Raw genomic sequence first — 13,316 nt, forward strand, 5'->3', positions numbered from 1 at the left:
GCGCCTCGACGTTACCACGCGGACAGCCCCACGGCTGCACTCCGAGTCGAATCGTTGTGCGCTGTCGTCCGAGCCGGCCTCCCAGCCCCGTCCTAGGGTTCCAGGGGTCGTGACGGAGCAGCAGGCGAGCCCGGATCGCCCCCTCCGGGCGCGCCCCGCCGGCGGCCGCTCCGACCCACTGGATCTACCCCCATGCTCCTCGGCCGGCAGCCGGAGAGCCGTGATGAGCCACCGTCCCAATGAGGAGGACTCGATGGTATCTTCTTCTTGTTCGAATTCTGCCCCCTCGGCTCCGACCTCCCCACGCCGGGATCCCCGAGCGCCGACGAGCGCGTATCGTCTCCCCTTGATCGCTCTCCTCGTCGTCGTCGCCGGCTCGGCGCCGGTCGTGGCGTGCACGAGCGGGCCCTATGCTGATTTCGACCCTGCCGACACGGCGCACGCGCTCGATGTCGGCACGGAGGGGAGGAGCTCTTCGGATGTCGATAGGCCCGCCATGACGCCCTATGAAGAGGTGATCGTGCTCGGGGACGCCTCGATTTCGGGGTCCCGCAAGGGCGCCGCGCCGCAACCATGGCTCGCGTGCCCCCCGGGGCGGCACCCGATCGAGTATTACTTCAACGCCAGCGCGCCCAACTACGGGCTCGGATGGGACAACGCGGTGACGTGCCACGACACGACGGGGCTGAGCTTCAGCTCGTGCGAGCCCTGCCCGCCTCCGTACACAGCGGTCAGCGTGACCCCACAGGCCGGTCCCCTGATGCCTTGTCACCCGCTCGCTCCAGGCACCCTCTGGAGCGGCGTCATGCCCTTGCAGTACCAGTGCCATATCGGCGCCAGCTTCGGCGCTTCGCCCTGGGAAGCGCGGCTGGGGCCGCGGGAGACGTTCTACACGACCTTGACCTGGCACGGCGGCGGGGCCACGAACATCCGCGTGGTCGCGCGACCGCCCAATCGACCGGAGATCGAGCTCTCCACAGACCACGACGGCTCGCTCAGCTATGGCCCCATCGCCGGGGGCGAGTCCCATGGAATCCAGCTCTGGGGCGACGGGATGCTCCTCTACAACTACGGTGTCGTCGGCCGGGGCCCCACCGCGACGATCACGGCGACACCCGACCGCGTGGTCGCGCCCGCCAGCACGACCAACCTGGTCTGGTCGACGTCGAACGTCAGCTCTGCCCGTCTGGTGCGCCGGATCGACGGCGGCGCGCCGCAGATCATCGACACGCGCGTCGCCGGTCAGCGTGTCGAGACCATCTCGCCTGGCCATCGGTATCTCTATACCGTCGTGTATGGCGCCACCGCCACGAGCCCGACCCTCAGCGAGGTCACGGTGATCGGCGAGAACCCGCCGCTCGCGCCGACGCCCCAGGGAGGGCTCTGGGACGACCTCAGCCGTCCGAACAACGGTCTCGATGTTCGCTTCCTGGGCAACAGCGATGGCGTGGTCATGACGTGGTACACTTTCGATCCGGGCGGCGCGCCGATCTGGTACCAGGCCATCCTGTCTCGCGGCCCGAGCGCCTGGACCGGCGAGCTGTATCGCACGCGCTGGACCGGCACCGGGATCACCGCGACCGTGGTCGGCGCTGCGAGCCTGGAGCTCACGTCCTCGGATCGCGGTGAGCTGGTCTGGCAGCTCGACGGCAGCTCGGGGCGCGACAGCGTGGCGTGGTTCTGGGGTGCTGGCGGCTCACCAGATCTCGGCGGGCTCTGGTACGATGCCACCGAGTCCGGCTGGGGGCTCGGCCTGCTCTCGCAAGGGAGCACCCACGTCGGCTACCTCCAGGCCTACGCCGGGAGCGCGCCGACCTGGGTCTTCGGCACCAGCAACGGCAGCGGCTCTCACTTCGATTTTCCGCTCGCCGGAGTGACCGGCGTCAATGCGTGCCCCGGATGCTCCGGCCCAGTGTCGATCTCGACCTGGGACGCTGGGACCATGACGTTCGACGCCCCGCTGGCCTGGCAGGGGACCGCGACGGCAACCATCAATGCAACCCTCGCCGGCGATGTCTGGCAAAGGACCAGCCGGACCATCACGCGGATCACGCCCTGAGAGATCGCCGCGCCGGGGGGCGCCGTGGCAGCGCGGGGCTCGATCGCGTGTTGTCCCGCCGATCGGCCGCCAGCTCGACTGGAAGTACGTCGACGGGCCCGGATCCTGCCATTCGATGACCGCGAGCGACAGGCTGGCTCGAACCTCCTCGCGGAGGCGTCACGAACCCCGGCGGCGTCCTCATGATAACAAGCGCACTGGCATGCTCGAGTCCGCCCTCCCCAGCGACGCCGTGATAGCGCTCCCCGGAACGACAGCGACCGCCGTTGCGTGGCGCACGGCCCAGGGACAGCTCCACCTCACCGCAATCGTCAAGGCGACCTTCGCCTTCGCCCCGGACGCGGAGATGCCGCTCGCCGGGCCGCAGCCCATCGTCCGCGCGGAGGTGCACCATGGCAATAAGCCCATCCGGGGGGCACTGGCGAGCGGCAAGGCTCCGGCAGCGAGTCGACGCGAGCGGCGGGCTCGACGTTCGGCCCAAGCTTGCTCACCCCTCCGGTGCCACCGGCAGCCCGAGCAGCTGACCGATCGCCTCGTGCACGACCCGGGCAGCCTCGGCGTCCCCGAGGGCGACGGCTCGGCTCAGGATGCCGGCGAGCGACGCAACCACGGCGGATCGAGGCGAGGGATCGACCGTCGCGAGCTCTCCGGGCCCAGGGCTCGGCGGTTGGGTCGGGTTGGGGCCATGCCTCCTGAGGGGGTGCGATCCGTCGTCACGTCCTTCCAAAATCCCTGGAGATGCGACGGATCGCGACGGTTCGGCGCCGCGGAAGAGTCCCGCCAGAAAGACCGGTGCGCCGCCCGTCCGAGATGGCCATCGACATGCGCTCGGATTTGATGTTGGGCGCGTCGCCGACGCAGCGCTGCTGGCCGCGCCGGCGGTCCAACGTCACGAGCGGCGTACAGCGCCTGGTACTCACTCGCGGGCAGGCCGCCGCCACGGGCCCGCTCCGCCGCGGAGGACATGAGCATCGCAACGAGGGCTGTCTCGTGCGCCCACGCTGCGCTCGATGCGAGTTCGCGCGGAACCCCATTGGACCTCTTGTTCTCCCAGCAGGCAGCGGCGTTGCCGTTACCGGCGGACTGGAGGCCGCAGTCCATCCATGAGGAGGTCCAACAGGCGACTGGCAAGAGCTCCTCGCTGGGGCTTGGGGGCCACCGTGAAGACGCCGATGAGACTCGCGGCGATGTCTTCGGCGGTGACGTCTCGGCGGAGGTCATCCACCGCGCGGCCGGCGTCGAGGATCGTGGTGATGGCCGCGAGCAGCTCGATTCGGGTCTGGTCGTGGGCGATCTCGCCTGTCTCGATCATCGCCAGCAGTGTGTCGAGCATGCCGTTCTTGGTCGCGATCCAGTCGCCGAACAGGTCCACGATCGCCGGACGCACGGCATCCGCCGCCCTGGCCGTGGTCGAACTTGGGCCGGACGACACCGTGCTGATCGGCGGCGCGGCGGGCGGAGTCGGGGTATTCGTCGTCCAGATGGCCCGGATCGCAGGGGCGCGCGTGATCGGGACGGGATCGGCGACATCGGCCGATTTCCTGCGCGCTCTCGGAGCCGAGCCGGTCGCCTACGGCGACGGCCTGGCGGACCGGGTCCGTGCCCTCGCTCCCCGCGGTATCACCGCTGCGATCGACCTTCATGGAACGGAGACAGCGCACGCCGCAAGGGCACTCGGCGTCCCTGACACGCGCATCACGACCATCGCCGCCCAGGTCGACGGGATCACACCAACCAACGGCGCCAACGCCGCCCCCGGCGCCCTGGGAAAGCTCGCTCGCCTGATTGCGACCGGCCGACTCCGGGTACCCATCGCCGCAAGCTTCCCGGTCGAGCAAATCCGCGCCGCGGTCGAGCTCCAGGCCGGCCGGCACGTGAAGGGCAAGGTCGTCATCGACCTCTAGGAAAACGGCCTGCTCCTCTCACCCGTCGCCTCAGCCGCATACGGCGTCACCGAGCGCCTTGCGGCGCACAACGGTGCTTTTCCAGTACGGTGGCCGCCGCGTCGGCGCTGGGAGAGCGTGCTGGAGAAGCTCGGCGGAGCCTTCGAGATCGCGATTCCAGAGCAGAAGACGCCCACGGATATCGGCCACGATACGAAGCGTGGACGCGTCTTCGTGCCCCACGTCTTGGTGGACACGGTGGACGTCTACGAGCTGAGGTAATCAGCAGACGCACGCTGGGCCGCGCCTGCGGGTGGTGAGGGAGCTTGGGGTGCTCACCGGAGGGGCTGGAGTGCAAGCGAGCCACAAAAGGGGCTCGCCGGATGGAGTGCAGACGAGCCACAAAAGGGGCTCGCCGGAACGCAAGCTCTCCCGCGACGAATGGCAGGCCCGCCGCGCGTCGATTTTATGAGCCGGGGGACGCGTTCGGGTAGCATCGCGGCCGTGCCCCTGCTGCGTCCGCTCGCCCCGCCGTACGATCCGCTCGACTGGGCGAAGCGGCCGTTCCCCGAGCGCGCACGCATGGTCTGCGAGGCGTGGGCGCTGCAGGGCTCCGGCGCGCCGCTCGCCGTCTACGTGCTCCACGCGGTCAAGCTCGCCCTCTATGCCGGCGCCTGGGTCCTGTTCTGCAGCACCTCGCCGAGCCTCGGCGGCCTCTCGACGATCGGCGACTGGTGGCTGCACCCGCTCGCGTTCCAGAAGGCGATCCTGTGGAGCATGCTGTTCGAGGGCCTAGGCTTCGGCTGCGGGTTCGGTCCGCTCAGCGGACGCTACGCCCCGCCCGTCGGCGGCGCCCTCTACTTCCTCCGCCCCGGCACCACGAAGCTCGCGCTGTTCGCGCGCGCGCCGCTCCTCGGCGGCACGCGGCGCACCCCGCTCGACGTCGCGCTCTACTTCGCGCTGCTCGCCCTGCTCGTGCGCGCGCTGCTCGCCCCCGCGCTCGGCGCCTCGCACCTCGTTCCGATCGCCGCGCTCGTGCCGGTCCTCGCCGTCGCCGATCGCACCATCTTCCTCGCGCTGCGCGCCGAACACTACTGGACCACCGTCGTCGTGTTCGCGGCCACCGCCGACTGGATCGGCGGCGCAAAGGCGGTCCAGCTCGCGCTCTGGCTCTGGGCCGGCGTCTCGAAGCTCAACCACCACTTCCCGACCGTCGTGTGCGTGATGACGAGCAATAGCCCGCTCGCCCGCTTCGCATGGCTGCGGCGGCGCATGTACGTCCGCTATCCGGACGACCTGCGCCCGTCGCGGCTCGCGATCGCGATGAGCCACGCCGGCACCGCGCTCGAGCTCGGCGTGCCCATCGTGCTCGCGTGCGCGACCGGCGAGACGGCGATCGCCGTCGGCATCGCGATGGCGCTCGCGCTCCACGCCTTCATCACGAGCAATGTGCCGATGGGCGCGCCGATCGAGTGGAACCTGATGGTGGTCTACGGCGTGTTCGCGCTGTTCTGGGCCCACCCCGGCGCGTACCCGTTCGACGTCGGCCCGCCGCGGCTCGGCGCGCTCCTCGCGATCATGCTTGTCGCTGTTCCGCTCCTCGGCAACATCGCGCCAGGGCGGGTCTCGTTCCTGCTCGCGATGCGGTACTACGCCGGAAACTGGCCCTATAGCGTGTGGCTGTTCCGCGGCGACAGCTATCGAAAGCTCGACCGGCTCGTGAAGGCCGCGCCGTGGATCTACGACCAGCTCCACCGGTTCTACGACCACGCCACGTCGGTCGGCCTCGTCGGCAAGGTGCTCGCGTTCCGCCTCATGCACCTCCAGGGCCGCGCGCTGCCGGTCCTGCTGCCGAAGGCGATCGAGGGCCCGCTCCACGAGTACGAGTACCTCGACGGCGAGCTCGTCGGCGGCCTCGCGCTCGGCTGGAACTTCGGCGACGGCCACCTGCACCGCGATGGCTTGCTGCGCGCGATCCAGGACCAGTGCGGCTTCGCCCCAGGCGAGCTGCGCTGCATATTCGTCGAAAGCCAGCCGCTCGGCGGCGCGAAGATGGCGTATCAGATCCACGACGCTGCCTCCGGCCTGCTCGACGCCGGCGAGCTCGACGTGCGCGAGCTGCGTGGGCGCCAGCCGTGGGCGGGCCCCGTGACCGACGTGTGTTGATTTTTTGTAGGCCGATCAGCGGATCGTACCTTTTGCACGTTGTGTCAGCTGTCGGTCGTTGGTGGAACATCATTGATATCTCGGAACGGTTTTGCGCGGGCCATCCTCCGCAGGCTGTTGACCGTGACGCCCTTTGGTTAAAGTAAGCGCTCCACGCCGAGTCATGCGCATCCGACGAATTTCAAATGTGATTGGGTTCGACGATGCGCCGTTCGAGCGGGGGGAGGGCGGGAAGGTAGCGCTCGTGGGGACGGTTTGCTCGGGGACGCGGCTCGACATCGTGGTGCGTGGGCACGTCGAGCAAGATGGCAGCGACGCCACCGGGGTGATGGCAGAGCTCGTGAAAGAGAACGAGTTGGTTCACGTGCGCGGCGTGCTGATGCAGGGCATCACGGTGGCGGGGTTCAACGTCGTCGACATCAACGCCCTGGCGGAGGAGCTCGGGGTGCCGGTGATGGTCGTGATGCGCAGGCGGCCAAAGATGCAGAAATTCCTCGAAGCGCTCGAGCAGGTGAAGAGCGCGCGTGAGAAGCGGGGCGTGCTCGAGCGAGCCGGACCGATCGAGCCTTGCGCGGGCCTGTGGGTGCACCGCGCCGGCTTGTCGCTCGAGGAGGGGCGCGAGCTCATCGAACGGACCACGTTGCACGGCGCCATCCCGGAGCCGCTGCGCCTCGCGCACATCATCGCGGGAGGGACGACGCGTGGAGTGAGCCGTGGTCGAGCTTGAACGCCCCCTCGGTCGGAAGGCTTACTTCAAGATCCCGCACCTGCCCGGCTCTCGCACTGGCTCGTCCGACCGCACCGCTCCGCGCGAGCACGCCGAGCGCTGTCTGGTCGCGTCGCGCCCCGGAGAAGAGGTCCTCGTGCAAGAGAAGCTCGACGGCTCCTGCGTCGCGGTCGCGCGCCTCGGCGACGCCGTGCTGGCGCTGGGCCGTGAAGGCACGCTCGCCGCGCGCTCCGAGAACCCCGGGCGCCAGATGTTCGCGGCCTGGGTCGAGCAGCGTGCGACCTCGTTCCGCCAGCTGCTCCACCCCGGTGGGTGGCTCGTCGGCGAATGGCTCGCGCTCGCGCATTCGACCCGTTACGAGCTCCGCCACGAGCCGTTCGTGGTCTTCGACGCCTTTCATGAGGGCCGACAATGGACGTTCGACGAGCTCGACGCTCGGCTGCAAGGCGCATTTCCTCGTCCAGCGCTCCTGCATCGAGGTGGCGCGCTCGGCATCTCGGCCATGCTCGAACGGTTGGGCAGAGGCGGCCACGGCGCCGTCGAGCCGCCGGAAGGCGCTGTTTGGCGGGTCGAGCGCGCCGGGCGCGTCGTCGGCATGGCGAAATACCGCAGCGTGAAGCTCTTCGCAGGTGGGACGAGGTGGCCGCGCGGGCGCCGCGTACCAATTATTTCGAGCACCACGCCAAGGTCGTGCTGCCGTCGCCTGATAGCGAGGCCGAGGTTTCGCGCGCATTTGCCGAGCTGGGGGCCTACCTGTCGCGCGGCGCGCCGCGCACCGAATTCGGTGCCGACGCCGTGGAGGCAGCCAGCTCACGGCGAGCTGGGTCCCCGGGCGCGTCGCGGCGGATCTCGACTTCGTTCTCATGGGCGACTGGAGCCTCGACCGCGCCACGCGCGTCGTGAATCAGCTCTTGGGGTCGAGCGAGCTGGCGGCTGAAGGCGTCGTCGCCGACCTCTGCGTCAAGGCGTGGGGCATCTGGCTCGAAACGCCCTGGCCTGGCCTGCGGCTCGAGCTTTCACGCGCCGAACGAAAGCTACAGGTCGACTTCGGTTGGGGCGAGGTGCTCGGCGTCGCTCCGCGCCCTTTCGAGCTGGAAGGTTTCACGCTGCCGGCCGTCGCACCCGAGGTGATGTTCGCCTGGAAGGTTCACTCGCTGGTGGAGCTCGGTCCGCGTGGTCGCTGGCACCCGAAGACGCTCATCGATCTGGTGCTCCTGGCTCGGCACTGCACGCTCGATCCCGTGGCCACCAAGCGCTGCGTCGAGAGCGCCTTCGCCAGCCGCGAGATGAGCCTCAGCGCGCTCGACGCTTTCTTCACGGCCGAGGATTGGGGGTCTGGCCGCAGCAGCCGTCACAAGTGGAAGAAGTACGTCGCAACGGCGCCGTGGGTCACCTTCTCGCGCACCGACGCCATCAGCGAAGCGCGCGAGGTGGTGCGGTCGTTCCTGCACCCCGTCCGCTGACGAAGCCGTGCCTGACACCGAGCGGAGCCAGGGGCGCCAGGGGGCGCCGTCACGCCGCTACCTGCACGATCCGGTCTCGATCGAGCGCGGGCGCACCGACGTGTTCTGGATGCTGTTCGGGTCGGTCACCGCGACCTCGCGACCCCAGCCGGTGAGCCCCGCGAAGGTCCCGTTGGTCGTCATGTCGAACGGCCCGTCGCTCTGACAGTCGCTGTTCTTGACGGCGCCCCACGACCAGGCGAGCCACCCCACCTCGAGCTCGACGCTCTTGGCCAGGAGCGTCTTGTAGTCGAACGGGTGCTTGCCGCACTCGTACACGGCGTGCTGCGCGAACTCGCCGACCATCAAAGGCAGGTTCAGCGCCACGGACTCCTGCAGCTCCTTCGTGATCGTGGCCCCGCTCCCGTCCGTCCACCACATGTGGACGCTGAGCAGGATGTTCGCGTCGTGCTTGACGAGCGCGGGGCCGACGGCCTGGAGCTGGTCGATGTTCTGCCCCCACTTCGAGGCGTCGATCACGAGCGGGACCGTGATGCCGGCGCCGCGCATCCGGGTGATGGCCTGCTTGTAGCCCGCCTCCCACGCCGCGTTGTCCACCTGGTCCCCGACCTCGTTGCCGATGTTGACGAGCAAGCTCTGCTCATGCTTCTTGATCACGGCGACGACATCCGCCCTCGTCCAGTAGTCGACGAGGCTCGGCAGGAGATCCCATTTCCCCGTGGCGTCGTGGAGCTCGACGATCGGAATGAGCTTCTGCGCGAGCGCGTTCGTGATGGCCTGATCGAGGCCCGCCGAGGACTCCGTGGCGAGCCAGACGATCCGCACGGCGTTGGCGCCGGTCTTCGCGATCTCCGCGAACTCCGGCAGGCCGTCGGGCCCCGACGACAGCCACACGACCATCTCGTTGATGCCCCGGAGCAGCACCTTCTCGCCGCAGCGGTCGTAGAGGAAGCGGCCGCGCACCGAGAACCCCGGCGTCTCCTGGTCACCCCCGCCCCCGGCGCCCGCGCTCGAGGTGGCGCCGCCGGCGCCCGACGTGGCCCCGCTGCCCGAGGTGGCGCCGCCGGCGCCCGACGTGGCGCCGCTGCTCGAGGTGGCGCCGCCGGCGCCCGACGTGACGCCGCTGCTCGACGTCGTGCCATCGGCGCCGGACGTGGCTCCCGTGGCCCCCCCGCCCGCGCCCGATGCGCCGCCGCCCGCTCCGGTCGCCTCCTGCCCCGAGCCCTGCTGGTCGTCCGAGTCGTCTCCGCATCCCGCGGAGAGGCCCAGCGCCATGAGGGCTGCTCCGGTCCAACCAGCCACCGACCCATGAAGAACGCGCATCGTGATCTCCTTCTGCCTCTCCCCTGATTGCACCTGGCGACGTCCGGCTTCGACCTGCGTGACCGCACGGTGAATCCTTCTCGTTCTGCAGGTCGAACAGGCCCTGCACGCCGCGCATCACCGCGGGCGGCGCGCAGATGGCGCAAATGACGCCCTGCATGGCGAGGCCTGGGAAGAACCCACGGCGAGGAGAGGACCTATTCCGTCCGCGGGCCCACGAGAATCAAGAAACCAAGAGACCGCGGACCGGGGCTCACCAACGACTCCTACGACATGGCCCGAGGCACGCGGGAAGCGCGGACAGGAAACCACTTAATCGGTTCATTGTCCAGCGCCACGAAGGGCGGCGCGGGGCCCCGGCGCCTACCGGGACGGGCGCGCCCCGGAGCTCGTGGAGACGGTCCCATCTGTGACCTGGTCCCCGCTTTTATTAACCGGTAAAGTCCTCACTGCAGCGTCGCGCGCGGCGTGGGAGATCTCGCGGCGCGGTGCGCTGATACGAGGCCACGCGCCGCGGGCGCTGCGTGCATTCAGGCGGCGCGGGGGCGCACGCCGTAGCCGGCCCCGCGCACGGCCTCGACGAGGGCGTCCACGGGCGCGCTCGCCGGATCGTGCTGCACCACGACGATGCCCTCGCGCAGGCGCACGTCGACCCTGGTCACGCCGCCGCCGAGCTCGCGAAGCGCGCTGTCGATGTGGCGGACGCAGGACGGGCAGCTCATCCCGTCCACCTGGAGCATGGTCTCTTTCATGGCTCTTCCTTTCGGCGACCCACGGGCCGCTCATCCCGGGAGACGCAGCCATCGGGGCTCATTACACCGCGCAGGAGCCGCAGCGTCCCTTCGCGCGTGGCGCGCGTGGCGCGCGTGGCGCGCGGGGCGCGCGGGGCCGGCCAAGGAGCGGCGGGTCTGCGGTGGACGCCGTGAGGCGCTCGCGTCGCGCGCCATGGTAGAATGGGCCCCCTGGAGGACAATCCGCGGACCGCCGTCGCTCTGGCCGAGGCTCCGCCGCGGCCCGGTGAATCGGATGGCTCGCCCGACCCGAATGCTTCGCGCGCTCCGCTCCGCGGTCTCGGCAGACGCGCGGCAGCCGCTCGCCGGAGAGCCGATCGGGGGTGCGCCGGGCCCCAGAGCACGGAGCGACGCGGCTATCTCCAGGACCAGGAATGGTTGGCCGCCTGGGCAGGAACAGGAAGAAAAGGCGTCGCAGCCACCCGGAGCGGTCAGCCGCCACGGCAGCTGGTCGAGAGGCGCTCGACATCCTGGCCGAGACCGTTCACAATGCCATTAGATTTGAAATTGATTTTCAAAATCTGACGGGGCCCATGGTTTCCAGCGTTCCTCCCCAGTTTGACGTGAGCTTCGCCGATGTGGACTCGGCCGGCAGCGTGGCCGGCACGGAGGCGCGGGCGCGCGACGCCAGCGCCGCGGCTCCTGCGGGTCCGCTCTCGGAGGTGCGCGCCGGTGAGCGCGTGATCGTGGTCGAGGTCGGCCTCGACGCCGAGCTCGCCGCGTGGCTCGGCGCGATGGGGCTCGGTCCCGGCCAGACGCTCACGTCGATCCGGCGCGCGGCGTTCGGCGGCCCGCTCCACGTGCGCACCGGGTCGGGCGGGGAGCTCGCGATCAACGCGACGCTCGCGCGCTCGATCCTCGTGGCGCCCCTGCCCTCGCAGCGGCGGGTCGGATGACCGCCTCGCTCGACTTTTCAGGCGCGCGCACCGAGCGCCTCCCGGCGTCGGCCGAGCGGCCGCTCATCGCGCTGCTCGGGCGGCCGAACTCGGGCAAATCGTCGCTGTTCAACCGGCTGACCGGGGGCAGCGCGCACGTCGGCAACTTCCCAGGGATCACGGTCGACATCCTCACGGCCGACGTCCGCCTCGCGGGCGGGGCCGTCGCGACGATCGCGGATCTCCCCGGGCTCTACTCGATCGAGGCCGTCGTCGATCCGGCGACGGACGAGGGCGTCGCGCGCCGCTTCCTCGATCGCACCGGCGCGGAAGAGCGGCCGCGCCTCGTCGTCCAGGTGGTGGACGCCACGCAGCTCGCGCTCGGGTTGCGGCTCACGCGTGAGCTCGTGCGGCGCGGGCTCGCCCCGCTCGTCGTCGCCACGCAGCGCGACGTGCTCGAGGGCGAGGGGCGCGGGCTCGACACCAGCGCCCTCGAGCGCGCCATCGGCCTGCCGGTGCTGCTCGTGAGCGCGAGGGACCCGGCCGCGCGCGGCGTGGTGCTCGACGCGGCGGCCGCGCGGCTCGACGCGATCGCGTCGGGCGCCGTGAAGCCCCCCGGCGCCGCGGCGTGGGATCCGGATGAGGTCGCGCGCGCCGCGTACGTCGAGCCGCCGCGCCGCGACGCCGGCGCGGAGCGACGGAGGACGTTCACCGCGCGCGCGGACGCGGTGCTGCTCCACCCGGCGGCCGGCCCGGTGCTGTTCCTCGGGCTCATGGCGCTCCTCTTCGCCGCCGTGTTCCTCGTGGCCACCCCGGTCACCGAGGCGCTCGACGCGGCGATCGGTCAGCTCGGCAACCTCGTGTCCCGCGCCCTCGGCGGGGGGCTCGCCGCCTCGTTCGTCGTCGACGGCCTGCTCGGCGGCGCGGGGACGGTGCTCGCCTTCATGCCGCAGATCGTGATCCTCACGATCGCCATGGAGCTGCTCGAGGCGAGCGGGTACCTCGCGCGCGGCGCCTTCCTCGTCGACCGCCTGCTCCAGCTGATGGGGCTGAGCGGCCGGGCGTTCCTCCCGCTGCTGATGGGGCACGCGTGCGCGGTGCCCGCCGTGCACGCCACGCGCATCCTGCGCGACCCGCGCGAGCGGCTCACGGCGATCCTCGTCCTGCCGCTCATGGCCTGCTCGGCGCGGATCCCGACCTACGCGCTCCTCCTGACGACGTTCTTCGCGGCCCACGGCCCCTGGGTGCAGGCGCTGCTCTTCGTCGCGCTCTACGTCGCCGGCATCTTCTCCGGGCTCGTCGCCTCGCTCTTGCTCCGGCGCACGGCGACCCGCGGGCGCTCGCTCCCGATGGTGCTCGAGATGCCGGCGTACCGCAGCCCCGAGCCGCGGCTCGTGGTCCGCAAGGCGGGCCAGGCGGCGTGGCGGTTCACGCGCGACGTCGGGACCGTGATCCTGGCCGTCTCGGCCGTGCTGTGGGTGCTCTTGAAGGTCCCCATGCCGGGCGCCGCGCCGCACGAGCCTCCGACCGCCGCGGCCGAGAGCGCGGCGACGTCGCTCGAGTCGAGCATCGCCGGCAGCGTGGGGCGCGCGCTCGAGCCGGTGACCGCGCCGCTCGGGTTCGACTGGCGCATCAACGTCGGCCTCATCGGCTCGTTCGGCGCGCGCGAGGTCATGGTCGGGACGATGGGCGTCATCTTCAGCGTCGAGGACGCCGACGACGAGCCCGCGCCGCTCGCCGAGCAGATCCGCGAGGCGAAGCGCCCGGACGGGGCGCTCGCGTACTCGTCGCGCACCGGGCTCGCGTTGCTCGCGTTCTTCGTCCTGGCCTGCCAGTGCATGAGCACCGTGGCGGCGATCCGGCGCGAGACGAAGTCGTGGCGCTGGCCGGCGTTCGTCCTCGCCTACACCTACGCGGCGGCGTACGTCGCGGCGCTCGTCGTCTACCAGGGGAGCGGGCTGCTCGGGATGCCGTGAAGCGGCGCCGCGCCCCGGCGTCGGCGCGGCGTCGCGATCGACGGGGCCGCGTC

At 70.7% G+C, this 13,316-nt stretch carries 11 protein-coding genes and 2 pseudogenes; 9 read left to right on the forward strand and 4 right to left on the reverse strand.

Going from position 1 to position 13,316, the window contains the following annotated elements:
- Positions 1–346: 346 nt before the first annotated feature.
- A complete protein-coding gene (locus tag WMF29_RS42980; protein ID WP_437325845.1) occupies positions 347–2,059 on the forward strand; it encodes a hypothetical protein in 1,713 nt (570 codons plus the stop codon).
- 487 nt (positions 2,060–2,546) lie between these two features.
- Here WMF29_RS42980 and WMF29_RS42985 read toward each other — a convergent pair whose 3' ends face one another.
- Together WMF29_RS42985 and WMF29_RS42990 are read right to left on the reverse strand one after the other, a co-directional pair.
- A complete protein-coding gene (locus WMF29_RS42985) occupies positions 2,547–2,669 on the reverse strand; it encodes a hypothetical protein (RefSeq protein ID WP_437325846.1) in 123 nt (40 codons plus the stop codon).
- Between the two features lie 462 nt (positions 2,670–3,131).
- Positions 3,132–3,431 (reverse strand): annotated as a pseudogene (locus WMF29_RS42990) (TetR/AcrR family transcriptional regulator); the annotation flags it as partial.
- Between WMF29_RS42990 and WMF29_RS42995 the strand changes: the two are divergent.
- From WMF29_RS42995 to WMF29_RS43020, 6 genes and pseudogenes are all read left to right on the forward strand, one after another.
- A pseudogene (locus WMF29_RS42995) lies at positions 3,430–3,963 on the forward strand (zinc-binding dehydrogenase); the annotation flags it as partial. The pseudogenes WMF29_RS42990 and WMF29_RS42995 sit on opposite strands and share 2 nt — an antisense overlap.
- A gap of 117 nt (positions 3,964–4,080) precedes the next feature.
- The gene (locus WMF29_RS43000; protein ID WP_437325847.1) at positions 4,081–4,224 is read left to right on the forward strand and encodes a hypothetical protein; all 144 of its coding nucleotides are present in this window, start codon (positions 4,081–4,083) and stop codon (positions 4,222–4,224) included.
- 222 nt (positions 4,225–4,446) lie between these two features.
- Positions 4,447–6,108 carry a DUF3556 domain-containing protein gene (locus tag WMF29_RS43005; protein ID WP_437325848.1) on the forward strand — a complete coding sequence of 554 codons (1,662 nt, stop codon included), beginning with the start codon at positions 4,447–4,449 and terminating at the stop codon, positions 6,106–6,108.
- A 187-nt stretch (positions 6,109–6,295) separates the two neighbouring features.
- Positions 6,296–6,835, forward strand: a complete 540-nt coding sequence (locus WMF29_RS43010) for a DUF99 family protein (RefSeq protein WP_437325849.1) — start codon at positions 6,296–6,298, stop codon at positions 6,833–6,835.
- A 136-nt stretch (positions 6,836–6,971) separates the two neighbouring features.
- Positions 6,972–7,772 carry an RNA ligase family protein gene (locus WMF29_RS43015; protein ID WP_437331228.1) on the forward strand — a complete coding sequence of 267 codons (801 nt, stop codon included), beginning with the start codon at positions 6,972–6,974 and terminating at the stop codon, positions 7,770–7,772.
- Complete coding sequence (locus WMF29_RS43020; protein ID WP_437325850.1) at positions 7,699–8,298, forward strand: nucleotidyl transferase AbiEii/AbiGii toxin family protein; 600 nt, start codon at positions 7,699–7,701, stop codon at positions 8,296–8,298. Before WMF29_RS43015 ends, WMF29_RS43020 begins: the two co-directional genes overlap by 74 nt.
- A 57-nt stretch (positions 8,299–8,355) precedes the next feature.
- Here the strand turns inward: WMF29_RS43020 and WMF29_RS43025 are convergent, their stop codons facing one another.
- Entirely contained in the window at positions 8,356–9,621 is a 1,266-nt protein-coding gene (locus WMF29_RS43025) for a cellulase family glycosylhydrolase (RefSeq protein ID WP_437325851.1), read from the reverse strand.
- Positions 9,622–10,151: 530 nt separating this feature from the next.
- Positions 10,152–10,373 carry a heavy-metal-associated domain-containing protein gene (locus tag WMF29_RS43030; protein ID WP_272101976.1) on the reverse strand — a complete coding sequence of 74 codons (222 nt, stop codon included), beginning with the start codon at positions 10,371–10,373 and terminating at the stop codon, positions 10,152–10,154.
- Between the two features lie 602 nt (positions 10,374–10,975).
- Between WMF29_RS43030 and WMF29_RS43035 the strand changes: the two genes are divergently transcribed.
- Both WMF29_RS43035 and feoB read left to right on the forward strand, forming a co-directional pair.
- On the forward strand, positions 10,976–11,308 hold the full coding sequence (locus tag WMF29_RS43035; RefSeq protein ID WP_437325852.1) for a FeoA family protein: 333 nt from the start codon (positions 10,976–10,978) through the stop codon (positions 11,306–11,308).
- Positions 11,305–13,263 (forward strand): ferrous iron transporter B, encoded by a 1,959-nt coding sequence (gene feoB, locus WMF29_RS43040; RefSeq protein WP_437325853.1) that lies wholly within the window; start codon positions 11,305–11,307, stop codon positions 13,261–13,263. The genes WMF29_RS43035 and feoB overlap by 4 nt, the downstream gene beginning before the upstream one ends.
- The last annotated feature ends 53 nt before the right edge of the window (positions 13,264–13,316 follow it).

This window comes from Sorangium sp. So ce381 (assembly GCF_051473845.1).
Taxonomy (GTDB): domain Bacteria; phylum Myxococcota_A; class Polyangia; order Polyangiales; family Polyangiaceae; genus Sorangium; species Sorangium atrum.